This window comes from Agrobacterium burrii (assembly GCF_017313405.1).
Lineage (GTDB): Bacteria > Pseudomonadota > Alphaproteobacteria > Rhizobiales > Rhizobiaceae > Agrobacterium > Agrobacterium burrii.
Map to the genome: position 1 here is coordinate 91919 of NZ_JAFLNA010000006.1, position 26954 is coordinate 118872.

24 protein-coding genes are annotated in these 26954 nt (G+C 60.5%); 12 read left to right on the forward strand and 12 right to left on the reverse strand.

The window, feature by feature from the left end:
- Positions 1-17: 17 nt before the first annotated feature.
- The 5 genes from JZX89_RS13075 (at position 18) to JZX89_RS13095 (ending at position 5369) form a co-directional block, all read left to right on the forward strand.
- A complete protein-coding gene (locus JZX89_RS13075) occupies positions 18-1364 on the forward strand; it encodes a nitric-oxide reductase large subunit (RefSeq protein ID WP_207134286.1) in 1347 nt (448 codons plus the stop codon).
- 65 nt (positions 1365-1429) lie between these two features.
- Positions 1430-2242: a CbbQ/NirQ/NorQ/GpvN family protein gene (locus JZX89_RS13080; RefSeq protein ID WP_153515871.1), complete on the forward strand. Its 813-nt coding sequence runs from the start codon at positions 1430-1432 to the stop codon at positions 2240-2242.
- Between the two features lie 72 nt (positions 2243-2314).
- Complete coding sequence (locus JZX89_RS13085; protein WP_207134287.1) at positions 2315-4213, forward strand: nitric oxide reductase activation protein NorD; 1899 nt, start codon at positions 2315-2317, stop codon at positions 4211-4213.
- Positions 4214-4451: 238 nt separating this feature from the next.
- Positions 4452-4757, forward strand: coding sequence for a DUF2249 domain-containing protein (locus JZX89_RS13090; protein WP_207134288.1), 306 nt, complete (start codon positions 4452-4454; stop codon positions 4755-4757).
- A 78-nt stretch (positions 4758-4835) separates the two neighbouring features.
- Positions 4836-5369, forward strand: a complete 534-nt coding sequence (locus JZX89_RS13095; RefSeq protein ID WP_207134289.1) for a DUF2249 domain-containing protein — start codon at positions 4836-4838, stop codon at positions 5367-5369.
- An 85-nt stretch (positions 5370-5454) separates the two neighbouring features.
- Here JZX89_RS13095 and JZX89_RS13100 read toward each other — a convergent pair whose 3' ends face one another.
- Entirely contained in the window at positions 5455-6687 is a 1233-nt protein-coding gene (locus tag JZX89_RS13100) for an NnrS family protein (RefSeq protein WP_207134290.1), read from the reverse strand.
- 236 nt (positions 6688-6923) lie between these two features.
- On the opposite strand from JZX89_RS13100, the gene nirK reads away from it, so the two are divergent.
- From nirK to JZX89_RS13115, 3 genes are all read left to right on the forward strand, one after another.
- On the forward strand, positions 6924-8066 hold the full coding sequence (gene nirK, locus JZX89_RS13105) for a copper-containing nitrite reductase (protein WP_153515876.1): 1143 nt from the start codon (positions 6924-6926) through the stop codon (positions 8064-8066).
- A gap of 111 nt (positions 8067-8177) precedes the next feature.
- The gene (locus tag JZX89_RS13110; protein WP_207134291.1) at positions 8178-9095 is read left to right on the forward strand and encodes an SUMF1/EgtB/PvdO family nonheme iron enzyme; all 918 of its coding nucleotides are present in this window, start codon (positions 8178-8180) and stop codon (positions 9093-9095) included.
- A gap of 149 nt (positions 9096-9244) precedes the next feature.
- Complete coding sequence (locus JZX89_RS13115; protein ID WP_137454302.1) at positions 9245-9946, forward strand: Crp/Fnr family transcriptional regulator; 702 nt, start codon at positions 9245-9247, stop codon at positions 9944-9946.
- A gap of 42 nt (positions 9947-9988) precedes the next feature.
- Here the strand turns inward: JZX89_RS13115 and JZX89_RS13120 are convergent, their stop codons facing one another.
- From JZX89_RS13120 to JZX89_RS13170, 11 genes are all read right to left on the reverse strand, one after another.
- Complete coding sequence (locus JZX89_RS13120; protein ID WP_207134292.1) at positions 9989-10384, reverse strand: c-type cytochrome; 396 nt, start codon at positions 10382-10384, stop codon at positions 9989-9991.
- A 70-nt stretch (positions 10385-10454) separates the two neighbouring features.
- Positions 10455-11012, reverse strand: a complete 558-nt coding sequence (locus JZX89_RS13125) for a gluconate 2-dehydrogenase subunit 3 family protein (RefSeq protein WP_207134293.1) — start codon at positions 11010-11012, stop codon at positions 10455-10457.
- Positions 11012-12697, reverse strand: coding sequence for a GMC oxidoreductase (locus JZX89_RS13130; RefSeq protein ID WP_207134294.1), 1686 nt, complete (start codon positions 12695-12697; stop codon positions 11012-11014). Before JZX89_RS13130 ends, JZX89_RS13125 begins: the two co-directional genes overlap by 1 nt.
- A 150-nt stretch (positions 12698-12847) precedes the next feature.
- On the reverse strand, positions 12848-13702 hold the full coding sequence (locus JZX89_RS13135) for a sugar phosphate isomerase/epimerase family protein (protein ID WP_194287676.1): 855 nt from the start codon (positions 13700-13702) through the stop codon (positions 12848-12850).
- A gap of 129 nt (positions 13703-13831) precedes the next feature.
- Positions 13832-15001: a Gfo/Idh/MocA family protein gene (locus tag JZX89_RS13140; protein ID WP_207134295.1), complete on the reverse strand. Its 1170-nt coding sequence runs from the start codon at positions 14999-15001 to the stop codon at positions 13832-13834.
- Positions 15002-15012: 11 nt separating this feature from the next.
- Positions 15013-16062 carry a sugar phosphate isomerase/epimerase family protein gene (locus JZX89_RS13145; protein WP_207134296.1) on the reverse strand — a complete coding sequence of 350 codons (1050 nt, stop codon included), beginning with the start codon at positions 16060-16062 and terminating at the stop codon, positions 15013-15015.
- 39 nt (positions 16063-16101) lie between these two features.
- A complete protein-coding gene (locus JZX89_RS13150) occupies positions 16102-17127 on the reverse strand; it encodes a LacI family DNA-binding transcriptional regulator (RefSeq protein ID WP_174374517.1) in 1026 nt (341 codons plus the stop codon).
- A gap of 3 nt (positions 17128-17130) precedes the next feature.
- Positions 17131-18099: an ABC transporter permease gene (locus JZX89_RS13155; RefSeq protein ID WP_149900810.1), complete on the reverse strand. Its 969-nt coding sequence runs from the start codon at positions 18097-18099 to the stop codon at positions 17131-17133.
- A 1-nt stretch (position 18100) separates the two neighbouring features.
- Positions 18101-19045: an ABC transporter permease gene (locus JZX89_RS13160; protein WP_153515885.1), complete on the reverse strand. Its 945-nt coding sequence runs from the start codon at positions 19043-19045 to the stop codon at positions 18101-18103.
- Positions 19042-20535: a sugar ABC transporter ATP-binding protein gene (locus tag JZX89_RS13165; protein WP_207134297.1), complete on the reverse strand. Its 1494-nt coding sequence runs from the start codon at positions 20533-20535 to the stop codon at positions 19042-19044. Before JZX89_RS13165 ends, JZX89_RS13160 begins: the two co-directional genes overlap by 4 nt.
- A gap of 135 nt (positions 20536-20670) precedes the next feature.
- Positions 20671-21693: a substrate-binding domain-containing protein gene (locus tag JZX89_RS13170; RefSeq protein WP_149900807.1), complete on the reverse strand. Its 1023-nt coding sequence runs from the start codon at positions 21691-21693 to the stop codon at positions 20671-20673.
- 301 nt (positions 21694-21994) lie between these two features.
- Between JZX89_RS13170 and JZX89_RS13175 the strand changes: the two genes are divergently transcribed.
- The 4 genes from JZX89_RS13175 to JZX89_RS13190 all read left to right on the forward strand — a co-directional run bounded on the left by JZX89_RS13175 (position 21995) and on the right by JZX89_RS13190 (position 26952).
- Positions 21995-22390, forward strand: a complete 396-nt coding sequence (locus JZX89_RS13175; protein WP_052819220.1) for a (R)-mandelonitrile lyase — start codon at positions 21995-21997, stop codon at positions 22388-22390.
- A gap of 242 nt (positions 22391-22632) precedes the next feature.
- A complete protein-coding gene (locus tag JZX89_RS13180; protein WP_207134298.1) occupies positions 22633-24264 on the forward strand; it encodes a SulP family inorganic anion transporter in 1632 nt (543 codons plus the stop codon).
- On the forward strand, positions 24248-24865 hold the full coding sequence (locus JZX89_RS13185; protein ID WP_207134299.1) for a ParB-like protein: 618 nt from the start codon (positions 24248-24250) through the stop codon (positions 24863-24865). Before JZX89_RS13180 ends, JZX89_RS13185 begins: the two co-directional genes overlap by 17 nt.
- Entirely contained in the window at positions 24862-26952 is a 2091-nt protein-coding gene (locus JZX89_RS13190; RefSeq protein WP_207134300.1) for a mechanosensitive ion channel domain-containing protein, read from the forward strand. Before JZX89_RS13185 ends, JZX89_RS13190 begins: the two co-directional genes overlap by 4 nt.
- Positions 26953-26954: the final 2 nt, after the last annotated feature.

Here is a 26954-nt window from a genome sequence, read left to right on the forward strand (position 1 = left end):
GGCAAGGAGATGACGAGATGAAATACCAGACACAAAAAGTCGCCATGCTGTATTTTTACGGCGCAATCGGGCTGTTCGTGGCGCAGATCCTGTTCGGCGTCGTCGCCGCGACGATCTACGTACTGCCCAACACCCTTTCCGAGCTTCTGCCCTTCAACATCGTGCGCATGATCCACACCAATGCACTTGTGGTATGGCTACTGATGGGCTTCATGGGCTCGACCTTCTATCTTCTGCCGGAAGAGACGGAAACGGAGCTTTACAGCCCCAAACTCGCCATTGCGCAGTTCTGGATTTTCCTGGTGGCGGCGGCCGTTGCCGTGGTCGGCTATCTGTTCCGCATCCATGAAGGCCGGGAGTTCCTCGAACAGCCCTTCGCCATCAAGGTCGGCATCGTCCTTGTCGTGCTGATGTTCCTGTTCAACATCACCATGACAGCGCTGAAGGGCCGCAAAACCACCGTCATCAACATCCTGCTGTTCGGGCTGTGGGCTCTCGCGGTCTTCTTCCTCTTCGCCTTTTACAATCCCATCAATCTGGCACTCGACAAGATGTACTGGTGGTACGTTATTCATCTGTGGGTGGAAGGCGTGTGGGAACTGATCATGGCCTCGATCCTCGCCTTCCTGATGATCAAGCTCAACGGCATCGACCGCGAAGTGGTGGAAAAATGGCTCTATATCATCGTCGGCCTTGCGCTCTTCTCGGGCATCCTCGGCACCGGCCACCATTATTACTGGATAGGCGCGCCGGGTTACTGGCAGTGGATCGGCTCGCTGTTCTCGACGCTGGAAGTGGCCCCCTTCTTCACCATGGTCATCTTCACCTTCGTCATGACCTGGAAGGCCGGCCGCAAGCATGAGAACCGCGCCGCGCTGCTGTGGTCGATCGGCTGCTCGGTCATGGCCTTCTTCGGCGCCGGCGTCTGGGGCTTCCTGCACACGCTGTCGTCGGTGAATTACTACACCCACGGCACGCAGCTCACCGCCGCCCACGGGCACCTCGCCTTCTTCGGCGCCTATGTGATGCTGAACCTTGCGATGATGGCCTATGCCATACCCGAAATGAAGAAGCGTGCGCCCTACAATCAGTGGCTTTCGATGACGAGCTTCTGGGTCATGTGCACGGCCATGTCGGTCATGACCTTCGCGCTGACATTCGCCGGCGTGGTGCAGATCCAGCTTCAGCGGGTCATGGGTGAAAGCTTCATGGATGTGCAGGACCAGCTGGCGATCTTCTACTGGATCCGTCTCGGTTCTGGTCTCGCGGTTCTCATTTCGGCGGTCATGTTCATCTGGGCAATCCTGGTACCGGGCAAGCAGAAACAGGGCGACGTTGCCCGCCTCGTGCAGCCCGCCGAATGAGAAACGGACCGGCTCTCCTTTTCCCCCGGAGAGCCGGTTCCTTACCACCAACCATGGAGATGACCATGAATACGATTTTCCGCCCCGCGCCGCAGCCTTTGCCGGACGCACCTTTTTACACACCGCTCGGCAATGAATGCACGCTGTTCGAAAGCGCCTGGGTGCGGCAATTGCCGCTGCTGCTGAAAGGTCCGACCGGTTGCGGCAAGACCCGTTTCGTCAGCCATATGGCAGCGAAACTCGGCCTGCCGCTTTCCACCGTTTCGTGCCACGACGATCTTGCTGCCGCTGATCTGACCGGCCGTTACCTGCTGAAAGGCGGTGAAACCGTGTGGATGGACGGCCCGCTGACGCGATCCGTGCGGCAGGGCGGCATATGTTACCTCGACGAGATCGTCGAGGCGCGCAAGGATGTCGCGGTTGTTCTGCATCCGCTCACCGATGACCGCCGCATCCTGCCGCTGGAGCGCACCGGCGAGGTGCTGGAAGCGCCCTCCGGCTTCATGCTCGTCGTTTCCTATAATCCCGGATACCAGAATCTTTTAAAGAGCCTGAAACCCAGCACCCGCCAGCGCTTCGTCGCCATCGAATTCGATTTTCTGCCGAAAGAACAGGAAATCGCCGTGGTCTCGCATGAGAGCGGGCTGGATGCGCGCGATGTCGAACCGCTTGTCGATCTCGCCCATCGGCTGCGCGGCCTGAAGGGCCACGATCTGGAAGAAGGCGTCTCCACCCGGCTGCTCGTTTATTGCGCCAGCCTCATCGATACCGGCCTTCCCGCCCGTCAGGCCGTGCGTGCGACCATGATCGAACCGCTGACCGACGAGCCTGATGTGAAGGCCGCGCTGCATGAAGTCGCGGATGCGATCATCCGATAGCGCGCTTTGATATCCACACCGGAATGCGCGGTGGCCCCGCGCATTCCGGTCCGATGCCATGAAGGATAAACCATGCTGGACTTTCTGGAACTGGAAGAAACCGTCGGCCGCGCCTGGCACAGGCTGATCGGCGAAACCGGCACATGGCTGCGCTTCCCGGATCACGCCGTGAAGCTGGAGGATATGCAGGCCGTGCTGGCCATCTGTTTCCGCGGTTTTGGTGGTGAACATGCGGTGCAGATCGCGCCGGCCCGCGCCCGTACCTCCACGCACCGACTAAGGCTTCGTCAGCGCATGGGCCTTGGGGAAGAAAAGCTGGCCCAGCCGGGCCGCGATCACGCCACGCTGATGTTGCCGCCCGTACTCGATCTGTTTCCCGACCGCCGCCTCAACCGCGATCTCTATCTCTGGCTCGCTGCTGCCATGGCACTGATGCCGCTTGAACCAGTCATGGCCGCCGACCCGCTTCGCAACGATCTTGCCCGGCTCGACCGCGCCACAGAGCTGGCAAAAGCCGTCACCCATGCGTTTCCCGGCATGAAGACCCGTTATCGCCGGCTTTGCGCCGCGATGCTCGCGGTGCGCCAGAAGCGGCCGCTGCCCCAGACGGAGCAGCAGGTGGAACAACGGGTGCTTTCCATGCTGGCCGATGCAGCAGGGATCGAGGGCCATACGCCGCCCGCCGGCTTCCCGGAAAAGGCCCCGCCGCGTTATCTGCCGATGCTGCCGGTGCCGCTGTGGCCGGATACGCTGCTGCGAGAAACATCCGAGGCCCGGCAAGGCGAGGACCAGCCGGCCTCCAATGCAGCGCCGCAGAGTGCGGAAGCAGCTCGCCATATTGCCGTGCGCGAAAAGGCCGAGAATCGCCAAACCGAACGCAGCCCCTTCATTCTCAACCGTTTCGAAAAAATCCTCGCCATGGCGGAGATGGTCAATGTCGACCGGCCGGGTGACGACAGCGACGATGCCGACGGCAGTGCGGCGGATGAGCTTGACGATATGACGCTGGGTGAAAGAAAGGGAAGACCTTCCGCCCGCTTCCGTTTCGATCTCGACCTGCCACCCGAAGCGCTGAACCATACGCCGCTGACGGCGGAACTGACCTATCCCGAATGGGATTATCGCAGCGGCGCCTATCTCGCCGACCATTGCCGGGTCATTGCCGGACCGGCGAAGGACGCCGAGACGGCACCGGAACCCGACCCGGACACCAAAAGCCTCATCCGCCGCGTCAGGCGGCAATTCGAGGTGCTGAGGCCACGCCACGAAATGCTGCGCGCCCAGCTCGACGGTAACGATCTCGATCTTGACGCCGTGGTTCGCGCCAGAAGCGATATCGCCGCCGGAGGACAGGGCAGCGACCGCATTCATATGGCAAGCCGCCCGCAGGCGCATGATCTTGCCGTAACGATCCTCGTCGATGTATCCCTGTCCACCGATGCCTGGTTCGACAATCACCGGGTGCTCGATGTGGAGAAGGAAGCCCTGCTGGTGCTTGCCCACGGGCTTTCCGCCTGCGGCGACAGCCACTCGATCCTGACCTTCACCTCCCGCCGTCGTTCGTGGGTGCGGGTGGAAACGGTGAAGGATTTCGATGAGCCGATGGGCCACACTATCGAGCGTCGCATTGCGGCGCTAAAGCCCGGTTTCTACACCCGCATCGGCCCCGCCATCCGTCATGCCAGCGCCAAGCTGCGTGAAAGACCGGAACGCCGCAAGCTGCTTCTGCTGCTGACGGATGGCAAGCCGAATGATGTCGACCATTATGAGGGCCGCTTCGCCATCGAGGACAGCCGCCGCGCGGTTTCCGAGGCGCGACGCTCGGGCGTCAGCGTTTTCGGCGTCACTGTCGATAGCAAGGCGCAGTCCTATATTCCGGCCATGTTCGGCCAGAACGGCTATGCCATCGTCAACAGAATAGCGAAGCTGCCATCGGCGCTGCCGGCGATCTATCGCAACCTCGCCGGCTGAGACCTCGAGCGATTCCGCTTTTCTTTGAAACGCGAAAACGTTCTAACTCTTTGTTTTTACGCATTGTCCGGACGCAAAACCGCTCCGCACTTTTGCTGGAAATGCTCTAATCTGACGAATCTCAGGTTTATTTGCGCGGCAACAATGTCGCCAGACGGCACGGCGGATAGGTTTTTCCAGTCCGCCGGCCGGCCGCACCGCCGGACATTCCCACTATGCGCGGCCATGGAGCCAGCCTATGTCCGAAGCCCAGACCACAACCAATATAGATGTGCGCATCATTCCGCCTCGCGAACGCCATCCGCGCATTTTCGGCGCGCTTGGCGCATTGACCGAAGGTCAATCGCTGCAGATCACCAGCGATCACGATCCCCGTCCGCTGCTCTACCAGCTGGCCACCAATTTCCCCGGCCAGTTCGGCTGGGAATATCTCGAACAGGGTCCGGAAGTCTGGCGTCTCGATATCGGCCGGCTGGAAGAACAGGCCGAAGGTTCCGAGGACGATATGTCCGGCTGCGAATGCTGCTGCGGATCCGAACATTGACCCCTGCCCCGGCGATGTGGTGAAAAGACCTCTGGCGGACGGCCCATGCCGCCGCCAGCCGACAGATGAGGTGAAGCAATGACGGAAATGATCAGGGAACTCGATGTCCGGCCGCTTTTGCGGAGCGGCGGCGAGCCGTTTCCGGCCATCATGGAAGCCGTGGCCGGGCTTGCTCCCGGTGAGGCGCTGCGCTTATACGCCACCTTCCGGCCCGTTCCGCTGTTCAAGGTAATGGCCGAGCGCGGTTTCGACCATCAGGTGAGAGAAATCGGCGGCGGTGACTGGGAAGTGCTGTTTACGCCGCAATCCACTGAGACCGAACAGATTTCCGTTTCGCCGGCGCTTGCTGGCAATGCCGAGGAGCCGCAGATATGGCCCGATCCGGTCATCTATCTCGATCTGAGCGATGAGACGGCGGAAGGCCAGGCGAGCCGCACGCTTGCCGCACTCGGCCGTCTTCCGCCGGGCGCCGTGATCTTCGTGTTGATGCCGCAGGAGCCGACCTTTCTTTATCCGGAACTTCTGGCCCGGGGCCATCAATGGGCCGGCAATTTCGACGAGGCGCGCACGGCGTTTCGCATCTTTATCCGTGCCGGTGTGGGCGCGCATTAGGCGGGATATCAAGTCCCTCGAAAACGAAACGCCCTGGAAATTGCTTCCGGGGCGTTTTGTTTTGGCGGTGTCGCGATAAAGCCTTCTATGCTTTCAGCGGTTTGCGTTCCCGCATCAGGATCGGCCCATATTCGATGCAGAAGAGACCGAAGCCCACGATCCAGAGAAGCGCGGAGCAGGCGTAAAGATGCATCATCGCACCGGGGAAGAACTCGGCTGCCGGTCTCAGCAGCGCGCAGGCGATCAGCGCCACATAAGCGGCAATGGTAACCCTGCTGGCCGCAAGCTTGCGCCCGGTATGACCAAGGCTTGCTCTCGTCATGACAGCAAGCATCATGCAGCCGATGACCCCGACGGTGAAGATATGCAGGACGGAGCGTGTGTCCATGACGTCAAGAGCCGCCAGCGCTATGGTGATGAAACCGACGGGAATGAAGGCATAGGCCACATGCAGCACCACCAGCACCTGCTCCGGCCATGTCGTCCAGCCGCGCCAGCGGATCAGACGCACGGCGTGCATGAATGCCGCCAGAAGTGCCGTGGGTACGGCCAAGATGCTCTCGGGTTCTATTGTCCAGACGGCCAGCGCTGCGATGCCAGTCAGAATGGCGGCGGTATCGAAACCGTTATAAGGAACGGGGAAATCCGTGCGACCGAAACGGTTCAGCCAGTTGCGGGTAAAACTCGGCACGATACGGCCGCCGACGATGATGACGAGCACGGTATAGGCCGAGACCGCCAGGCGGGTCGCGATCAGGCTATGATCGCCCCCAATCGCAGCAACGTGGAATACGATATTGGCGACGGAAAGCGCCAGAAGCCCGCCCAGCACCTTCAGGTCCTTCCATTTGCGCCCGGCAATGACCTCGCGCGCGCAGATCGTTAGAAGTGCCGGCAGGAAAAGCCCGTCCACGGCTGCGGCGGTGACCACGCCCACCGTGTCCGGCACGAGCAGGAAAAGCCGGCCGGCACACCAGAGCGCAAACAGCCACACCAAAGGTTTGCCCGATACCGGCAGCCGCCCCGTCCAGTTCGGCACAGCCGTCAGAAGAAAGCCCGCCAGCACCGCCGAAGCGAAACCGAACAGCATCTCATGGGCATGCCAGTTCGGTGCACCATAATCCCCGCCAAGGTCGACGAAGCCGGAAAGGGCTGCGATCCACAACACCATCGCCACGATCGCCCAGATGGCGCCGCCGAGGAAAAACGGCCGGAAGCCGTAAGAAAAGATAACCGGGCCGGTGCGCGCCAGCCCTCTTGGAATGCCGCCCTTGGGCCGGGGCCGCCCTTGGGTGAGAACGGTTTCGCTGCCACTCATTATAATGCTCCTTGCTTGGTCTTGACATATGTCTAGACCCAAGCCCGTCCAGCTTCTTTGCGAACAGGCAAAGAGGAGGTGCAACGCTTCCGCACCGGTCCTCAATCGACTGCCAAAATGTCGCAGGTCGCCGCCAGGGTAGTTTGTTCCATCTCAAATTGTATTTCTGCATCTCCGCTACAAATGTTGTGACAGAGCGAAAGATGCTCTGCCCTAAGAGGGACAGGAGAAATATGATGACGGACGGGTTCCACATCACACGGCGTAATATTCTCGCAGGCGCAGCATTTGCAGGGGCTGTAGCACCCATGATCATGCCTTCGGCAGCAAGCGCGGCAGAGGAAAAGAAGGCCGCAGCCAAGCCATTGACGAGCGCGGAGATTGCAGCGCTACCTCGCGTAAAGGTTGATCTCGTCAAACCGCCCTTCGTACACGCCCATACGCAAAAAGCCGAAGGCGGACCGAAGATCGTCGAGTTCACGCTGACGATCAAAGAGCAGAAGATGGTCCTCGACGACAAGGGTACCGAAGTTCACGCCATGACGTTCAACGGTTCGGTTCCCGGCCCCTTGATGGTCGTGCATCAGGACGACTATGTCGAACTGACCCTCATCAACCCCGATACCAACGAGCTACAGCACAATATAGATTTCCATTCGGCCACCGGGGCGCTCGGCGGCGGCGGGCTGACCATCGTCAACCCCGGTGAAAAAGCGATCCTGCGCTTCAAGGCGACCAAGGCCGGCGTCTTCGTCTATCACTGCGCACCTCCCGGCATGGTGCCGTGGCACGTCACCTCGGGCATGAACGGCGCGATCATGGTGCTGCCGCGTGAGGGCCTGACCGACGGCCACGGCAAGGAGCTTGTTTATGACAAGGTCTATTATGTCGGCGAGCAGGACTTCTACATCCCGCGTGACGAGAACGGCAATTTCAAGAAATATGAAAGCGCCGGCGACGCCATGGCAGATACGCTGGAGGTGATGCGCACGCTGACGCCAACCCACATCGTCTTTAACGGCGCAGTCGGCGCCCTGACCGGGGAACACGCCCTTCAGGCCGCAGTCGGTGAAAAGGTGCTGATCGTCCATTCGCAGGCCAACCGTGATACCCGCCCGCATCTTATCGGCGGCCATGGCGATTATGTCTGGGCCACCGGCAAATTCCGCAACCCGCCTGATCTCGACCAGGAAACCTGGTTCATTCCCGGCGGCACGGCGGGTGCGGCCTTCTACACCTTCGAGCAGCCCGGCATCTATGCCTATGTCAACCACAACCTCATCGAGGCCTTCGAACTGGGCGCGGCCGGCCATTTCAAGGTAACGGGTGAGTGGAACAACAGCCTGATGCAGGCGGTGCTCGCCCCGTCGAGCATCTGACACGACCAGCGGCGCGCCGCCAGCATGAGGTGCGGCGCGCTTCCCCTCCGGCTTTATCCGGCCTGAACGCAGGCCCGAACTTTAGCGTTCCCGCAACGCAGGCAGGTTCCCATGGGCATTCCCGGCAACAGCCTTTTCCCAAATACAGTCTCGCTTCTTTTGCCGCTCTCGCTTGCCACACTGCTGGCGGCGGCCATCGGCTTCCAGTCAGGGATCATCCGCAGCGGCACCGATCCACGCGCAGTCATGACCGCGCCTCAGGTCGTCACCGTTCCGCCGGCCAGTTTCAGATACCGGGCGGAGGGCGAATATTTTCGCAATGGTTATGCCGTCGATGGCCCGATGGTCGACGTGGCGATACGGCAAAATTTGACGATCATGAAATATCAGGTATCGAGCGCGGATTATGCGCGCTGCGTGGCGGAAGGCGGCTGCCAGCAGCCGGAACCCGGCTTTGCCGCTCCGGTCGGCGGCGAGATACCGGCAACCGGCATCAGCCAGGATGATGCCCGCGCTTATGCCAAATGGCTGAGCGAGCGGACAGGCGCTGTCTGGCGTCTGCCGAGCGACGCCGAACTTGCCTTTGCCGCCGGGTCACTTTTCCCGGATGAGACGCTCGGTGTCGCCGCGGACAGTGAGAACCCGGCTTTGCGCTGGCTGGCCGATTACGAGCGGCAGACCAGCCGCAAGGCCTCGGGCAATCCCGTTCCGCAATCCTATGGCAGCTTCGGCGAAAACGAATATGGCCTTGCCGATTTCGGCGGCAATGTCTGGGAATGGACATCGAGCTGCAGCCACCGTGTGACGCTCGGCAAGGATGGTGAGGCAATCGATAGCGTCGCCTCCTGCGGTATCCCGGTCGCTTCGGGAAAACACCGGGCGGCGATGAGCGCCTTCGTCAAAAACCCGAAAAGCGGCGGCTGCGCCGTCGGCGTACCGCCGGACAATCTCGGTTTCCGGCTGGTAAAGGACACACGGTGGTATGCGCCGCTTCTCGAAAAGCTTCGTGCCACCACCCTGTTTTCTTGATATTCATCAATTAAAACAAGCGCTTGATTCATATCATTTGATCTTCTGCCGCCGGTGATAGTGCTGTATGCTGACAATACAGAAAAGGCCGATCTCCGATTGCCAATGCAATCATCCTGAGGATCGTCCAATCACCGGAGAGGGTGCAAGTGAAGATTGACCGAAGCGTCATCCGGTCGCTGGCCTTGTTTGCCAAGATGGCCGACGATGAGCTGGACGGACTGCTGACCCACGCCACATCCCGGCTGGTGCCGCCGGGCGAAGCCATTTTCGAGCAGGGCCAATCGGCAACACATTTCTTCCTGCTCATCCACGGCCGCCTGAAGGTGACGCAGGTGACGCATGACGGTCAGCAGATCATCGTGCGTATGGTGCATCCCGGTGATCTCTTCGGTTTCGCGCGAGCACTGCAACGGTCCGATTATCCCGGCACAGCCACGACAGCTGCCGAAAGCGTCATCCTGTCGTGGCAGACGGACCTCTGGCCGCAATTTGTCGAGCAGAACCCGCATCTCGCCGTCTCCGCCATGCAGACCATCGGCCAGCGTCTTGAAGAAGCCCACACGCGCATCCGCGAAATGTCGACACAGGAAGTGGAGCGCCGGGTGGCCCATGCCGTGCTGCGTCTTTCGCAGCAGGCGGGACGCAAGGAGGAGGACGGCATCCGTATCGATTTCCCGATCTCGCGTCAGGACATCGCCGAGATGACCGGCACGACGCTGCACACGGTCTCGCGCATCCTTTCCAGCTGGGAGTCCAAGGGACTGGTGCAGGGAGGGCGGCAGAAGCTGCTGGTGTGCAATCTGCCGGGGCTTGCCCAGCTGGCAGAGGGCGAAACAAGCCAAGTATAATTGGGCGTATCCCTGGTCTCGTCGCGCCCCACCTTTTCGTTGTCACTCGGCCGGTTTCGAAGCCACGCTTTCGATATAGGTGATGAGGTTGTCCAGATCTTCCGACTTGCTGATGCCGGCCAGCGCCATCTTGTTTCCAGGTATTTTCTTTTTCGGCGCGCTCAGGAAATCCCGCAATTCCTCCGGTGTCCAGACGAGACCGTCCTCGCTCGCTTTTTTCATCGCACTCGAATAATTATAGTCCGATACGCCACCGGCAGCGCGGCCAATGATGCCGTTAAGCTGTGGGCCAACCCGGTTTTTGGCGCCCTCGCCAATGGCGTGGCAGGCGGAACAGCGCTTGAACACCGCCTCCCCCTTGGCAACATCGCCCTCCGAGAGAGCGGGAATGGCGCTTGCCGCGAGCATTGCCGCCGCGATGATTGTTGTATTGCGCATCGTGTCATCCTTGTCTTGCCGCATGAATACGGCCCGCCCGCAAAGGCGGACGGGCCGTAGGTTGCTCAGTTCAGGTCGTACCCCACGCGGGCGTGCCCTTTTTGTAGGGCACACGATCTTCGAAACCGCCGGGGATCTCGTCATAAACGAGAACTTCCGTCGCGCCGATCTTCGAGGTGAAGAAACCGAGCAGCGTCAATTGCTTGACGAGTGTGAAGGCGTGCGGAGCGGTCGGCGTCTGTTCCGCCTTGGCCTGTTTGTCCAGCGCCGCAAGCAGCGTCTGCCGCTGCTGATCCGTCAACTCCAGAAATGCCTTTTTGTGCTCGGCCTGACTGCGCTTCTCGATTTCGGGGATTGCCGAGAGGAAGAGTGTCCGCTGCTCCTCGGTATAACAATCGGCCGCGTAAACCGCCATGAATGCGCCGACAGCGGCATCCTTTGCACCCGGCGTGGACGTGCGGGGAATAATGGTTTCCGCAACCTCATCCAGAAACCGGATATCCTCCGGGCTGAACACATGGCCGCCGGCGGGCTTGGCGGCGTTTTCCGCAGCCGTGAGGATATCCGCGCCGATCAGCGGAAGGCCGGTGGCAATGGCTATCAGTTTCAGCAGTTCGCGTCTGTTCATCACAGGTTCCCCTTCTTGCGTTCGGAAACGGCAAACTCGGCGGCACGCGCCGTCAGCGCCATATAGGTCAAGGACGGGTTGACGCAGGAGGCCGAGGTCATGCAGGCACCGTCGGTCACGAAGACATTCGGCGCATCCCAGACCTGGTTATTGCCGTTGAGGACGGAGGTTTTCGGGTCGCGCCCCATGCGGGCCGTTCCCATTTCATGAATGCCCATGCCGGGGGCGTAGGTGCCCCGCGAGGGCTTGACGTTCTTGATGCCGACCGCCTCGAACATCTCGACTGCGTCATTGACCATGTCCTCGCGCATATCGAGTTCGTTCTGCTTCATCTCGACATTCATCGACAGGACGGGAAGGCCCCATTTGTCCTTCTTGTCCTGATCCAGCTTCACGCGGTTCTCATGATACGGCAGCATTTCGCCGAAGGCGGTCATGCCGATCGTCCAGCCGCCCGGCTGGGTCAGCGCCTCCTTATAATCGGCGCCGATGTTGAGTTCGGCGATTTCCCGCTCCCAGCGCGACCGGCTGGCGGATCCCTGATAACCGAACCCGCGCAGATATTTGCGCTTGTCGTCGCCGGTGTTGCGGAAGCGGGGAATATAGAAGCCCGCCGGGCGGCGGCCCTTGAAATAGAAATCATCGAAACCCTCAACCTGGCCGGTGGCCCCCATGCGGAAATGGTGGTCCATCACGTTATGGCCGAGTTCGCCGGAGCTGCTTCCAAGCCCGCCCTCCCAGACGTCGGTGGCGGAATTCATCAATACCCATGTCGAGTTCAGCGTCGATGCGTTGAGGAAGATGATGTCGGCGGTATATTCATAGGTCAGGTTCGTCTCGGCATCGATGATCTCGACGCCACGCGCCTTCTTCTTGTCCTTGTCGTAGAGGATTTCCTTGACGATAGAGAAAGGTCGCAAAGTGAGATTGCCGGTAGCGACCGCCGCAGGCAGGGTCGATGCCTGCGTGCTGAAATAACCGCCGAAGGGACAGCCCAACCGACACTTGTTGCGGAATTGACAGCGGGTGCGTTCCTGATCCGGAAGTTCCTGGGTGATGTTGGCGCAACGCGAATTAATGAGGTGGCGCGTACCTTTGAAAGCTTTCTTCAGCCGGCTGGCAACATCCTGCTCGACGAAGTTGAGCGGAATGGGCGGCAAAAATTCACCATCGGGAAGAATATCCAGCCCTTCTCGGCTGCCGGAAATGCCGGCAAAACGCTCGACATAATCATACCACGGAGAGACGTCCTCATAGCGGATGGGCCAGTCGACGGCGATGCCGTCTTTCGCATTGGCCTCGAAATCGGTCTGCGACCAGCGATAAGTCTGGCGTCCCCAGAGCAGCGAACGGCCACCGACGTGATAACCGCGGAACCAGTCGAAGCGTTTTTCTTCGACATAGGGCGTTTCCTGCTCATCGGCCCACATGCCGAGCGTGGCTTCTTCCAGCAGATAATCGCGGCTGAGAACGGGGTATTTCGCCTTCATCTCCTGCGTGGCGCGGTTGCGATGGGGATAATCCCAGGCTTCCTTGTCCGCATTCTGATAGTCGGTGATGTGCTCGATGTTGCGGCCGCGCTCCAGCAGCAGGACCTTCAGGCCCTTTTCCGTGAGTTCCTTTACGGCCCAGCCTCCACTGATACCTGAGCCGACAACAATCGCATCATAATGATTGTTCGCCATGATAACTCCTCCGATGTGTACGTAGAAAAAAGCGACAAGACGTAGCGTTTCCCGTCGCGGTGCGGCGGAAACTGGGTATGCGTCTGTCGAACCTCATGCGCCCCGGCGAAACCGGCCGCCGGGGAGCGGTTCTGGTTTTACTGGCAGTGATTACTGAAGGGTCGGCAGGCGTTCATTGAGGAACGCGTTCCCCTTGGTCACGACAGCTTCGGCATCGAGCGGAAGGTCGTGTTCAAGGATGAACCACTTGACGCCGGCCTGCTTGGCCGCCGGCAGAATTGCCTTCCAGTCGAGAACGCCGGTTCCAAGCGTTGCAAAGCCGCGCTCGTTTTCCGCCGTGCCCGCAGGCGCATTATCCTTGGCGTGGATGGCAAAAACCCGGCCCTTCAACGTGCCGAGGAACTCAGCCGGATCATTGCCGCTGCGCGCCACCCAGGCGACGTCGAGTTCGCTCTGCAGCTTCGGGCCGGCAGCATTGAGCAGCAGCTCAAGCGCCGTCTTGCCGTCGAACTTGACCATTTCAAAGTCGTGGTTGTGGTAAGCCATGGAGAGGCCCGCCGCAGACAGCTTGTCGGCATATCCACCAAGCTCCTTGCCGAAGGCGGTCCAGCCAGCGGCGTCCTTCGGGCGATCTTCGGGTTTCAGGAACGGCACGGTCACGACCGGGTTGCCGACGGCCTTCTGCTCGGTGATAACCTCATCGAGGTTGCCGCGCAGCTTGTCGATCGGTACATGCGAGGAAATGACCTTGATCTTGTGCTTTTCCAGAAGCGCGTTCAGCTCGCTGGCGCTGACCTTCTGCATGTCCACCGTTTCCACGGCGGAAACGCCGGCGCGGTTGAGGATGGCAAGCTGCTCCTCAAGTGTTCCCGCATTGCGCAATGTGTACATCTGCGCGGCGATCGGCAGTGTCTTGCTGTCTTCAGCAAAAACCGGGTTTGCGATACCGGCCGCCAATGCGACGACGACTGCCATGCTTGCGAATTTTGACTTGAACGTTTTCAAACGCGTAACTCCCTTTCCGTTTGATCAATGTGACGACACGTGTGCCCACGCGTTTCCCGGCCTTCTGACCGGGTCATGCCGGGCACCGCCTCCTGTGCCCTGCGTCGTCTGTCCTCGGCATGCGATGATCTAGATGTCTATCCCTACCCAGGACGAGGTCCGGCTGGACCGAACGGCCGCATCGATGAATGCGAGACCCGCAAGGCCGTCCTCTATGCCGGGATAAATCACATCCCCGGCGGCTGTCTTTGCCTCCCTTTTTGCGATGATTGCGTCTGCGGCTTCGCGGTAAATCGTCGCAAAACCCTCGAGATATCCCTCCGGGTGCCCGGATGGCACGCGGCTGACACGGTTGGCGGCAGCACCTGCCCCCGCGCCGTTACGGGTGATAAGCCGTTTCGGCTCTCCATAAGGCGTAAACCACAGCTCGTCTGGTATCCGGTGGTGCCACTCAAGTCCGCCCCTGTCGCCATAGACCCTGAGCGACAGCGCATTTTCATTGCCGACCGCGATCTGGCTCGCCCAGAGCATCCCCTTCGCGCCGCTGTCGTAACGCAACAGAATATTGGCGCTGTCATCCAGCTGCCGGCCCGGCACGAACGAGGTCAGATCGGCATAAAGGCTCGTCGGGATTTCACCCGTCACGAAGGCGGCGGCGTTGAAGGCATGGGTGCCGATATCGCCGATTGCCCCGCCCGCGCCGGAGCGGCTGGGGTCGGTGCGCCATTCCGCACCCTTCGCGCCGGTCTTTTCCACCGCTTCGGTCAGCCAGTCCTGCGCATATTCCGCCTGAACATGGCGCAGCTTGCCGATATCGCCATTCGCCACCATCTCCCGCATCTGCCGCAGCATGGCATAGCCGGTGTAATTATGCGTGAGAATGAACAGCCGGTCGGATGCGCCGACGATCTTGGCAAGCGCCCTCGCCTCGTCCATCGTCGCGGTGACGGGCTTGTCGCAGATGACGTGGATGCCAGCTTCGAGAAACGCCTTGGCCGGGGCGAAATGCAGATGGTTTGGCGTGACGATTGCGACTGCCTCAATGCCGTCTTCACGTCCGGCTTCGGCCGCAGCCATGTCCTCAAACGACGCATAAGAGCGCTCCGGCCCAATGCCAAGCAGGGTCGCAGAAGCGCTAGCGCGGGCCGCATCAGAGGAAAGCGCGCCGGCCACCAGTTCATAACGGTCGTCCAGCCTTGCGGCGATGCGATGCACAGCGCCGATAAAAGCGCCCTGACCACCACCCACCATACCGAGACGGATACGGCGGCTATCGAATTTTTTTGTGCCGGAAGACATGGCTATCCCTTTCAAAGTCCAAGAAGGCGACGGTTGGCGGCATCATCGACGCCGCTCTTGGCGAAATCGTCGAAAGCCCGCTCAGTCACGCGGATGATGTGGTTTTCAATAAAGCCCGCACCTTCACGCGCCCCATCTTCCGGATGTTTCAGCGCGCATTCCCATTCCAGCACCGCCCAGCCATCGAAGTCATATTGGGTGAGTTTGGAGAACACCGCACCGAAATCGACATGCCCGTCGCCGAGCGAACGGAAACGCCCCGGCCGGTCGACCCAGCTCTGATAGCCGCCATAAACGCCGGAACGGCCGGTCGGATTGAACTCCGCATCCTTGACGTGAAAGGCGCGGATGCGCTCGTGGTAAATATCGATGAACTCAAGATAATCCATCGCCTGAAGCACGAAATGCGAGGGATCATAGAGAATGTTGGCGCGTGAATGATTGCCGGTGGCCTCGAGAAAACGCTCGAAGGTGACGCCGTCATGCAGGTCCTCACCCGGATGCAGCTCGTAGCAGAGATCGACGCCATTCTCCTCGAAAGCATCGAGAATCGGTGTCCAGCGCTTGCCCAGTTCCGCAAATGCCATTTCGACAAGACCAGCCGGACGCTGCGGCCACGGATAAACGAAGGGCCAGGCAAGCGCGCCAGAGAAAGTTGCGTGGCTTTTGAGGCCAAGATGCTGCGAGGCTTTCGCCGCACACTTCAGCTGGTTGACCGCCCATTCCTGCCGCGCCTGCGGTTTGCCGCGCAGCTCGGCCGGCGCAAAACCATCAAACATTTCATCATAGGTGGGATGAACAGCAACAAGCTGGCCCTGAATATGGGTGGAAAGCTCGGTGATCTCGACGCCTTTCTCGGCCAGACGACCCTTGATATCATCGCAGTACGTCTTGGAGGAGGCAGCTTTTTCGAGATCGAAGAGTTTTGGATCGGTCGGCAGCTGGATGCCCTTGTAACCGAGCGAAGCCGCCCATTGGCCGAGATTGTCGAGCGTGTCGAAGGGGGCTTCGTCCCCGACAAATTGCGCGAGGAAAATCGCGGGGCCTTTGATCGTCTTCATGTCCTTACACTCCTTGCATTCACAATTTCGGCGTAGCCGCTACCGATGCGGCGGGCGGCGGCAGGGCGCGACCGAGCCGCGCACCACCAGCTCCGTATCCAGCACGATGGTTTCAGCCGTGCGCTTGCCGTTCAGCCGGTCAACCATCAGCGCCATGGCCCTGCGGCCCATTTCCTGCCGGGGCTGGCGTACCGTCGTCAGCGGCGGCTCAAAGGCGTTGGCAAAGATGATATCGTCGAAGCCAATGACCGAGACATCGGTCGGAACCGAAACGCCACGCGCCCGCAACTCGCTGATCGCGCCAATCGCCATCTGGTCGCTCGATGCGAAGATCGCAGTGAAGGCAATGCCGTTTTCGAGAAGGCCGGTTATCGCCTGACGACCGGCTTCGATACTGTAATCGCCCGTCACCACCAGCTTGTCGGAATAGCCAATACCGGCTTCAACCAGCGCATCCCGATAGCCTTCGAAACGCTCATTCGCCAGACTCTCCGGGAACGGACCGGCAAGATGCACGATCTCCCTATGCCCCGCCTCGATCAGATGCCGCACGGCGTTTCTGGAAGCGGCGCGGTTATCCACCTTGACCGTGGGCAGCGCGATGCCGGGCACGGTTTCCGACGCGATGACGATCGGCGGCAGCGTGTCGGCCTGATCGAGAAACTCTGAAGGAAACTGACCGGTCATCAGGATCAGGCCATCGGCATGTTTCTGGCGCACCATATCGATATGGGTCGCCACGCGGTTCTCGTCATTGCGGGCGTCGCCCATCAGCACCTTGAAACCGGCTTCACCCGCAGCTTCCTCCACACCCTTGTAGATTTCGAGATAAAACGGGTTGCCGATATCGCGAACGAGAAGGATGACGGTGTTGTTGGATTGACGCCTGAAGCTCGCGGCCTGGGCGTTGGGAACAAAATTTGCCAGCCGGACGGCGTCGAAAACCTTTTTCCGGGTTTCCGGGCGAACCTTGTCGGGTTGTTGCAGCGCCCGCGACACGGTCGCGATGGAAACGCCCGCGAGAGCTGCAACTTCCCTGATATTCGAACCTTGGTCTTTGCTCATCTGTCACACACGCAACTGCTTTTGGCGGCCATAAAGCAGCATCAGCGCTAACAACGTGACACCGAATATGATCTGCCGTGCCCATACATCGAGGTTGAGCGTTATCAGTACGCTTTGCAGAATGGTGAGCGCAACCGCCCCGGCCATGGTTCCGACATAGCCGCCCGCACCGCCGGCAAGCGAAGTGCCGCCAATGACGACCGCGATGATCGACGGAAGGACATATTGGTCGCCGACGGAAATGAAGGAGGTGCCGGTATAACCGATCACGCAGACCCCGGTCAGCCCGGCAAACAGGCCGGACAAGCCGTAAAGCAGCGTGCGGATCAGGGAAACGGGCAATCCGGTAAGCGTCGCCGCCCGCTCGTTCGAGCCGATGGCGTAAACCGCGAAACCGAAGGCCGTGCGGCGCAGCACGAACAGCATGATCGCGGCAATGCCAAGCCAGACGAACAGCACGCCGGGAATACCGAAGATGAGCGGACGATTGATGAAGCCCGCCAGAAGGGGGGCTGCCGCACCTGACGGAACGCCCTGCGAATAAACAACCAGCCCGCCCTGTATCACTGCCGTCATGCCGAGTGTCATGACCAGCGGCGGAATGCGCACGAAGGTAATGCCGAGGCCGTTGATGAGGCCGATGAGGAACGGAACGCCGCCCGCGACGAGAATGGCGAGCGGGATGCCCGCATTCTGGCCGTTCATCATATTGCCGGCAAGGACCGCGCCGAGCGAAATCATCGCGCCGACGGAAAGATCGATGCCTTCGCGTCCGCCGAGGATCACGAGGTTCTGTCCCGCCGCGACGATGCCGAGAATGGCGGCGATCGTCAGCAACCGCACGATCTGCGACCCCTGCGCGAAGCCAGGCGACAACAATTCGCCGACCAGCAGCAGGAAGACCGACGCGCCAATAGCAATGGTCAGGGGATCGGTGATGATGGATTTGATTTGCAAGCCGGGATTGGTCATGTCAACGCCTCGTCACCAGAACGCCGCCGGCAAGCGCCGTCAGCACGATCAAGCCCTGCACCAGTGTCTGGTACTCGAAGGGCAGGCCCGCAAAGAAAATCACATTACCGATCATGCCAAGCACCAGTGCTCCCGCAATCGACCCTGTCGAGCTGCCGAAGCCACCGGAAAGCGCGGTGCCGCCCAAAACTACGGCCGAAATGGAGGACAACGCCAAGCTCGCACCGAGCAATGGATCGCCCGAGGCCGTCTCGCCCGTCAGGCACAGCGCCGCCAGCGCCGAAAACAGTCCAGAGATCATGTATGCGCCGATGCGGATGCCCGAAAGGCGCAGGCCCGTCTGGAAGGCGCCGGTTCGATTGCCGCCAACCGCCAACAAATGGGCGTGAAACGGAATGCGCGACACGATCAGCGTGAAGGCGATGCCGGCCAGCAGCACCCACAACACGAAGGGCAGGCCGATGAAGCTGCCGGAATAGGTCTGCCAATAGGCTTCCGGCACCGGAAGGCCAGCCTGCGGCAGGACCCAGATCGCCAGTCCGGCGAAGATGATGCCCGTCGCGAAGGTGGTGACGATCGGCTGGAAGCGTAAGCCCGATATGAACAGGCCATTGACCAGACCACAAAGCAGCCCGACCGCAGCCCCTGCCGCCATGCCGGCGAAGACGGCACCCGTCGTGCCGCCAAGCGCGGCGATGACGCTGACGGTGACGACATTGGCAAGCGCCACGATGCTGCCGACCGACAGATCGATATCACCCGCCAGAATGACATAGGTCTGGCCGATGGCGACGAGGATCAGGGGCAGAAACGTCGTCAGGTTCGACTGCAGCACGGAAGGCTGCACGAAGGACGGCTGCAGAAACGTGTTCACAGCAATGAGAACCGTGAGAACGAAGAGGGTTATGATCCAGGGTTGCTTGCGCAGAAAACCGGAGGAACTCATGCGGCGTCTCCGTAGGCGGCGCGGGTCATGTTGACGGATGTCATGTCGGCTCCGGTCAGTTCGGCGGAAATTTGTCCGCCGTTGAACACGAGAATGCGGTCGGCATATTCGAGGAGCTCCGCATCTTCCGAAGAATAGAGAAGAATGGTCGCGCCGGCATCGGCCTGCTGTCGCATCAGCGCAAACAGGTCGGCCTTTGCGCCAAGATCGATGCCCTTGGTCGGGTCATCGAGCAAAAGCAGTTTCGGCGATGTGGCAAGCCAGCGGGAGATGAAGATCTTCTGCTGGTTGCCGCCCGAAAGCGTGCCGATGGCCATGTCCATGCCGGCAAACTTCGTTTTCATATCATCCGCGACCTTTTGCATACGCGGTTTCAGCGCCGCTGGCCGGATCAGCCGCATCTTTTCGCGCACCATCAGCGCCGCCACGAGATTTTCGAAGATCGACCTTCCCTGAAGGGAGGCGTCGCGCCCACGATCACCCGAGACATAGGCAAAACCGTTGTGAACCGCCTGCGAAGGCTTGCCGATGGTGATTACACGGCCCTCGAACCGGACTTGGCCGGCGGCAAAGGGGCTGGCGCCGAAAAGGCCCTTCAGCAAGGCCGACTGCCCCTGTCCCTGCAGGCCGGCGAGACCGATAATTTCACCCGGATAGGCTTCCAGACTGACGCCGCGAATGCCCTCGCCCGCAACTTCCGTCACCTTCAGGCTGGGCGCTGCAGCAGCGCGTCCCTGCTGGCGGGCGGGTGCGGCGCGGACATCGCCGACCATATCGTGCACGACGGCTTCGCGGGTGGTGGCTGCCGTTTCAAGTTCGGAAATCGTCGCGCCGTTGCGCATCACGGTGATGCGATCGCAGACGGCGAAAACTTCGTCGAGACGGTGGGAAATCATGATGGTGGAGATACCGTCCGCCTTCTTGGCCCTCAATATCTCGAAAAAGCGCTGCGACTGGCGGCCATCAAGCGCCGCTGTCGCCTCGTCCATGATCATCAGGCTGGCATTCTGGGCAAAAACCTTGAGGATTTCGACAAGCTGGCGCTGATCCGGCGGCAGGTTGCCGACGATGGCATCCGGCTCCAGCCCATTGCCTGCAACCCCGTCGAACAGCGCGATCAGCCTGGCCGCTTCGGCTTTCAGGGCTTTGCCGTCGACAAAAACGCCGCGCTTCGGTTCGCGCCCGAGAAAAATATTGTCGGCGACGGAAAGTTGCGGAATGAGGCTCAGTTCCTGATAAAACAGGGCGATACCGGCATTTTCGGCGTCACGCGGGCTTTTGAAGCGCACTTCCGCGCCGTTGAAGCTGATCGTGCCGCTGGTTGGCGAGACCGCGCCCGCAACGATCTTGCAGAGCGTGCTCTTGCCGCAACCATTGGCGCCCAGCAGCGCGTGAATTTCGCCGCGACCAACCGTCAGCCTGCCGTCAGAAAGCGCGCGCACGGCGCCAAAATTCTTCGTTATGCCGGCCGCTTCCAAAGCGTTCGCCATCGCATGTCCCCGAATTGTAACTGTCATTGTTCTTGTCGTGGGCGGACACGGAAAAGAACACATGGTCCTGCACCTGAAGTCCGCACTCGAATTGGAAGATTCGGGCTGGCAATTGCCGCCAGCCCGAAGCCGTTCTTACTTGAAGAACTCGCCAGCCTGCTCCGGCGTTACGGTTGCCGTGACGGACCAGTAGCCAGGCTTGCCATCGGCGGCCTTGATATTGTCGGCAAGGTTGTCGTTGCTGACGAAGGGGATCGGAATATAGATGGCGTTACCATAGGTGCCGCCAAAAATACCGTCCTTGAATTCCTTGCCCTGCAGCTTCAGCACAGCGACGTTGAGCGCGCTTGCCATGACGCCGGGAGGATTGACCGACGCGCCGGAATTGAACTTTTCTTTTTCCCAGCGGGTCATGAAGTCCTTGCGGATTTCACCGGTGGCGGCAATGTCCTTGGTCTTGCCGGCAGCTTCGATTGCGCGCCATGCGCCATCGGCCATGCCGTCCTGCACCCACACGCCGCTGATATCGGGATAGGTAGCGAGCAGGTTCTGCATGGCCTGCTGGCCCTGCGCCTGATCCCAGCTGGCATTGGCTTCGTTCAGCACCTTGATGTCAGGGTATTTCTTGAACACTTCGCGATAACCGGCAACGCGGGCTTCGTTGGCGGGGTTGCCAGCGATGCCGTTGATGGCGACGACGCTTCCCTTGCCCTTCAGCGCATCCGCAAGCCATTGCGCGGACTGCGCCGCCCATGCCTTCTGGTCGATGCCGACATAGAGCGCGTCCTTCGAGGACACTTCGGCGTCGGTTGCGATGACGAGAATGTTGCGCGCCTTGGCCTGCGCGAAGATCGGATCGAAAGCCGTCGGGCTGCCGGGATTGATGAGGATCGCATCAACGCCCTGGTTCATGAAATTGCGGATATGACCGATCTGCCCCTGCACATCGACATTACCGCTCTGAACGACAACCTCTACCTTGACGCCCTTTTCGCCCCACGCCTTTGCGGCAGCCTGGGCTTCCTCGATCATCTGCGTGCGCCATTCGCTGCCGACGAACGAGTTGGAAAGGCCGATCTTGAAGCTCTGCTCCTGGGCGTACGCCGACGTGCCGGCCGCCAGCACCAAAGCGGCGGCAGCCATCAAATGTCTAAACATGAAATTTGCTCCTCCAAGCACGGTTTTTAACTAATGAAACCGTTTACATGAGCAAATGTAACCGTTTTCATAATTGAGTCAATCCCGAGCGCGATTTTTCTCGCAGCGTCTGGAAGGAAGGCAAAATCAATGCTGACAGTGTCGCAAAATACGCGCAAAAGAGTGCGATAACCCATCAAAATGATCGAAGCCGGCGGCTTCAAAAAATGTCTGCAGCCTCTCCGCTCGATTGAACGCCCCTGTGGACAACAGGGAAATTCCCGCCTCAAATCACCACACGATTCCAATCAGGAGAATGACCATGGAAATATTGCGCGCAGGAACCCGGGCATCCGCCAAGGGACCCGAGGACTGGTTCACCGGCACGGTCCGCATTGATCCGCTGTTCAATCCCTTCGATGCAGAGCGGGTTCAGGGTGCACAGGTCACCTTTGAGCCCGGCGCCCGCACAGCCTGGCACACCCATCCACTCGGCCAGACACTGATCGTCGTCTCCGGCTTTGGCCGCGTGCAGCGCGAGGGTGGCCCGGTGGAAGAAATCCGCCCCGGAGACATCGTGTGGTTCGCACCCGGAGAAAGGCACTGGCATGGCGCCGCACCGAATGTCGCGATGACCCATATCGCGCTTCAGGAAGTCAAGGACGGCAAGGTGGTGGACTGGATGGAGAAGGTGACGGACGACCAATATGGCGGCTGACACCGCCGTTCCGGGGGGACAGTTGCCCACCTGAAACGGGTACGCCCACATCATCCGCCGAACGATACGCGGTGATGGCCAAACCCGGAAAGACCGAAATATTTCAGGCGTGCAATTTAAACTTTGACTTGTATCCGCAATGGGTGAAACCTTCATTTCATTACGGATACAGGGTGGAGAATCGTGATCATACCGGGTGAAAGTTTTATCGCCTCCATCGGCGTCGAAACGGTTGCAACCCCATGTCCGTGACATTCGACCGGCGTGATGTGATTGCTGGATTGTCGATCGCCGGCCTGATGCTGCCGGAAGCGATCGCCTATTCAGGAATTGCCGGTGTTCCGGCCCAGCACGCCATTCTCGCAGCCATTGTGGGCTGCATCGTTTATGCCATTTTCGGCCAGAGCCGGTTTGCGGTCGTTTCGCCCACATCTTCCTCCGCCGCAATATTGGCGGCGATGCTCGCCACGCTTTCCGTCACACCGGCGCAGAAGATGCTGCTTGTCGCTATTTCGGTCGCATTGGTGGGCATCCTGTTTCTTGTAGCAGCGGCCACGCGGCTCGGCGCGCTGTCGAGTGTGATTTCGCGCCCGGTGCTGCGCGGTTTCGCTTTCGGCCTCGCCATTCTGATCACGATCAAGCAATTGCCGAGCCTCTTTGGAATCAAGGAGCAAACGGGAGAACCGCTGGCGATCCTGTTGCAGATACTCTCCCATCCGCGAGACTGGAGCCTCGAAAGCATCGTCGTCGGCCTCACGGCGCTTGCCGTACTGCTCCTCCTGCGTAAACGCCCGATCCTTCCCGGCAGCCTTGTGGTGATCGTGGCAGGCATTGCCGTCTCGATGCTGCTTGATCTGCATAACCGCGGCGTTGCCATTGTCGGCACCATCGATCTTGCCGGAATATGGGCTGGCCCGCTTTCAGTGTCGCTCGATGACGTCGCGCATGTCGCCCGCTTTGCGCCGCCGCTGGTCCTCATTCTCTTTGCGGAATCCTGGGGTACGATCCGCAGCTTTTCGCTGCGCCATGGCGAGACCGTCGATTCCAATCGCGAATTGCGGGCCTTTGGGCTTGCCAACATCGCCAGCGCCGCTGTGCAGGGCATGCCGGTCGGCGCCGGTTTTTCCGCCGGTGCGGCAAGCGAAGCGGTCGGGCCGCAGAGCCGGCTCGCCTCGGCCATCGCCGCAATCGGCCTTGCGATTTTCAGCCTGCTCGCTTCCGGCTGGTTTGCCTTCATCCCCCAGGCCGTGCTCGCCGCCATCATCGCAGTCGCCCTGCTGCACGCGCTTGATCCGACGCCGATCATCCGTTTGTGGCGGCTTGGCAACGATGCCTATCTGGCGCTTGCAGCCGCCGCCGGCGTGCTGGCATTCGGCGTTCTGAACGGCATGCTCGTTGCCGTCGCGCTGTCCTTCGCCGTTTTCGTCCGTCGGCTTTCGCTGCCGCATGTGATGCATCTCGGAAGGCTGGGCGACAGCCACGATTTCGTCGACATGGAACGCCATCCGGATGCGAAGGACATAGCGGGCATGATTATCCTGCGCCCGGCGCAGCCGCTGTTTTTCGGTAATGCCGAACCGATCCTTGCCGCCGTCACCAAACGCCTCGCCGCAAGGCCGGAACTGCATGTCGCGATCATCAGTCTTGAGGAAAGCTTCGAACTGGATTCCACCGCGCTCGATGCGCTGCTGGAATTCGATGCAGCGATGCAGCGCGGCGGCACCGCGATCTATTATGCCCGCGTGCACGACCATGTACGGGATCTGCTGCTCGCCGGCGGCGGGAACGATCTGGTGGCGCGCAGCAGTTTCAGCGTCGATGATGCCGTAACGACGGCCATGGGCCGGGAGAACAGCCATGCCACAACCTCTTGAACCGCACCTCAGCCCTGTTGAAATCACCGCGCTCAGACCGACACAAATGACGGTCGGCCTTCGCGAGGTGGAAAACAAGCGCAAACAATGGGCCGCGATACGCGAGGAAAAAGGGCCGGACTTTCTCGGCCATCACATGGTGCCTGTCGTCATTGGCTATAAACAGCGCCTCTATCTGGTCGACCATCATCACCTTGCTCTTGCGTTACACTACGAGGGCGTGAAACATGTGCTGACCAGCATCGTTGCCGATCTTTCTCATCTGGGCAGGCAGGAATTCTGGTCGGTGATGGATCATCGCAACCTGGTTTATCCTTTCGATGCCGAAGGTGCGCGCCGCCCTGTCGACGAACTGCCAAAGCGGATCATTGACCTTCAAGACGATCCGTTCCGCTCGCTGGCCGGCGCAGTTCGCGATGCGGGCGGTTTCGCCAAGATCGAAGCGCCCTTTACCGAATTTCTCTGGGCGGATTTTTTCCGCCGCCGGGTGAGCAGCAAAGACCTGCGGCATTCCTTCGATGAGACCATGGCAGGAGCAGTGGAACTGGCGCGCTCACGCGATGCACGACATCTTCCCGGCTGGTGCGGGAGAGCCGAATGAAACCCCTTCCCTCTCCTTTCAGATGGATTGCAGCGACCGTCATCGCACTTTTCTTGCTTGGAACAACCGGCCTTTCCGCGCAGGAGCCGCCGCCGGTAAAAGCGCCTTTCCCCACACAGACGACGGAGCAGAAGGTCGACCAGTTGCTGCAACTGCTCGGGCAGGACGACGTTCGTGCCCTGCTCGCACAGAAACTCGCGACAACTGGCGCGGGGCCGCCGCCGCAGATGGCATCACAAAGTCAGTTGAGCGATCTCGACCAATGGGCAAGCAAGCGCCGGGAGCATTTTGCCCGCATCATGGGTGACCTGCCCGTCATGTTCTCGCAAATCGCTTCCGCGTGGGAAAGGCTTGGCGATGCGATCCGTGCCTACGGTCCCTTCATTTTCTTGCTGCATGTGCTGGTCCTGTTCGGCGCAGGCCTTGCAGGCGGTATTGTCACGAACCGCATCATCGTCATGCACGCATCCCGCACAAACAGCGGGGAAATCGGCAAATATGCCTCGGCTGTCATGTCGCGAAGCCTCCTGCCGCTCTTCGGTTACGGCCTTGTCGCGACCGCCATGTTTCTAACCATCCAGTGGCCACGTCTGTTAAGCGCCGTTCTGCTGCCCTGGCTCGTGATGAGCATTCTCCTGCCGATGCTTTTTGCAGTTTCCGGCCTGTTGCGGCAGGTCGTCGGTCGCGAAACCAGCACCCGGCGCGATTTCTGGATCGTCCGCTGGACGTGGCTTGCAACGCTTGCCGGGCTTTTCTGGGCCGTGCTCAGGACGCTCGAAAATCTCGATCTCCCGCGCGATACGCTCGGGCTGCTGTCCACCGGTATGATCGGCATCCTGTTTCTGCTCGCCAGCCTCTGGATCTGGCGCCGACCCGGCGGCGATCCGGGATCTGAGCGGACACGGGCAATCGATGTGGCGCTGATCTTTGGCCTTATCATCCTCTTCGGGCTGCGGCTCGCCGGTGCAGGCGTCCTGTTCTGGATCGGGCTTTATGCGCTGGTCCTGCCCGGCCTCGCCTCGACGCTCGGCATTGCGACGAGAAAACTGGCAATCGATATTGGCGGCTACGGCGAGAGCGATCTCCGCCCGGTTCTGGCCGAGCGCGGCGTGCGTCTCGCCATCGTCGGAACCGCCATAGTGTGGCTGATCTTTCTCGTGCGCGCCCATCCGGATTCTCTGCCGGACGGCGCTTTGCTCACGTCGATCGTCGTCGGCATCCTGCACGGGGCACTCATCCTGCTGCTTGCCGATCTCATATGGATCGCCATCAAATCGATGATCGCCCGGCGGCTGGAGCTGAGCGCTCCCGTTGGTGACCCCGTGAGCGGCCACTCCGGCGGCCAGCCACAGGATGATCGGCTTTTGACCATCCTGCCGATCCTGCGCAACATGCTCGGCATCATCATCGCCGCCGTCGCCGTCATGACGGCGCTTTCGGAACTCGGCGTCAATATCGGGCCGCTGCTGGCGAGCGCCGGCATTTTCGGCATCGCCATCGGTTTCGGCTCGCAGACGCTGGTCAAGGACATCATCAGCGGCGTGTTTTACATGATCGACGACGCTTTCCGTGTCGGCGAATATATTCAGAGCGGTTCCTACCGCGGCACGGTGGAATCCTTCAGCATCCGCTCGGTCAAGCTGCGCCACCATCGCGGCCCGATCTTCACCGTGCCATTCGGATCGCTCGGCGCAGTCGAAAACATGAGCCGTGACTGGTCGATCGACAAGTTCATGGTCACTGTCGCCTTCGATACCGATATCGCCAAGGTCAAGGCCATCACCAAGGAAATTGGCAAGGCCCTGCAAGAAGATCCGGAGTTTGGGCCGTTCCTCATCGAGACCGTCAAGCTGAAAGGCGTCGAGCACTTCGGCGAATATGGCATGACGCTCGGCTTCGGCATGATGCTGCGCGCTGGCGGACAATCCTCAGTGGTGCGACGCAAGGCCTATTCGATGTTGAAGGATGCCTTTGCTGAAAACGACATTCAGTTCGCCAGCATGACAGGCGCCTATCCCGCTGCGCGGTCCGCGAAGCGCCCGGAGGAGCAGCAGGGCGGCGAAATGGAGCCGCCGCCCGAAGAGTAAAG

Bases quoted from the DNA above. Each gene is read 5' to 3' on its own strand.
- nirK (WP_153515876.1), top strand. From the start codon at position 6,924: ATGACGGACGGGTTCCACATCACACGGCGTAATATTCTCGCAGGCGCA.
- JZX89_RS13185 (WP_207134299.1), top strand. From the start codon at position 24,248: ATGCCACAACCTCTTGAACCGCACCTCAGCCCTGTTGAAATCACCGCG.
- JZX89_RS13160 (WP_153515885.1), bottom strand. From the start codon at position 19,045: ATGAGTTCCTCCGGTTTTCTGCGCAAGCAACCCTGGATCATAACCCTC.
- JZX89_RS13120 (WP_207134292.1), bottom strand. From the start codon at position 10,384: ATGCGCAATACAACAATCATCGCGGCGGCAATGCTCGCGGCAAGCGCC.
- JZX89_RS13090 (WP_207134288.1), top strand. From the start codon at position 4,452: ATGTCCGAAGCCCAGACCACAACCAATATAGATGTGCGCATCATTCCG.
- JZX89_RS13175 (WP_052819220.1), top strand. From the start codon at position 21,995: ATGGAAATATTGCGCGCAGGAACCCGGGCATCCGCCAAGGGACCCGAG.
- JZX89_RS13140 (WP_207134295.1), bottom strand. From the start codon at position 15,001: ATGTCTTCCGGCACAAAAAAATTCGATAGCCGCCGTATCCGTCTCGGT.
- JZX89_RS13125 (WP_207134293.1), bottom strand. From the start codon at position 11,012: ATGAACAGACGCGAACTGCTGAAACTGATAGCCATTGCCACCGGCCTT.
- JZX89_RS13075 (WP_207134286.1), top strand. From the start codon at position 18: ATGAAATACCAGACACAAAAAGTCGCCATGCTGTATTTTTACGGCGCA.
- JZX89_RS13155 (WP_149900810.1), bottom strand. From the start codon at position 18,099: ATGACCAATCCCGGCTTGCAAATCAAATCCATCATCACCGATCCCCTG.
- JZX89_RS13145 (WP_207134296.1), bottom strand. From the start codon at position 16,062: ATGAAGACGATCAAAGGCCCCGCGATTTTCCTCGCGCAATTTGTCGGG.
- JZX89_RS13150 (WP_174374517.1), bottom strand. From the start codon at position 17,127: ATGAGCAAAGACCAAGGTTCGAATATCAGGGAAGTTGCAGCTCTCGCG.
- JZX89_RS13110 (WP_207134291.1), top strand. From the start codon at position 8,178: ATGGGCATTCCCGGCAACAGCCTTTTCCCAAATACAGTCTCGCTTCTT.
- JZX89_RS13100 (WP_207134290.1), bottom strand. From the start codon at position 6,687: ATGAGTGGCAGCGAAACCGTTCTCACCCAAGGGCGGCCCCGGCCCAAG.
- JZX89_RS13085 (WP_207134287.1), top strand. From the start codon at position 2,315: ATGCTGGACTTTCTGGAACTGGAAGAAACCGTCGGCCGCGCCTGGCAC.
- JZX89_RS13165 (WP_207134297.1), bottom strand. From the start codon at position 20,535: ATGGCGAACGCTTTGGAAGCGGCCGGCATAACGAAGAATTTTGGCGCC.
- JZX89_RS13080 (WP_153515871.1), top strand. From the start codon at position 1,430: ATGAATACGATTTTCCGCCCCGCGCCGCAGCCTTTGCCGGACGCACCT.
- JZX89_RS13130 (WP_207134294.1), bottom strand. From the start codon at position 12,697: ATGGCGAACAATCATTATGATGCGATTGTTGTCGGCTCAGGTATCAGT.
- JZX89_RS13170 (WP_149900807.1), bottom strand. From the start codon at position 21,693: ATGTTTAGACATTTGATGGCTGCCGCCGCTTTGGTGCTGGCGGCCGGC.
- JZX89_RS13180 (WP_207134298.1), top strand. From the start codon at position 22,633: ATGTCCGTGACATTCGACCGGCGTGATGTGATTGCTGGATTGTCGATC.
- JZX89_RS13190 (WP_207134300.1), top strand. From the start codon at position 24,862: ATGAAACCCCTTCCCTCTCCTTTCAGATGGATTGCAGCGACCGTCATC.
- JZX89_RS13095 (WP_207134289.1), top strand. From the start codon at position 4,836: ATGACGGAAATGATCAGGGAACTCGATGTCCGGCCGCTTTTGCGGAGC.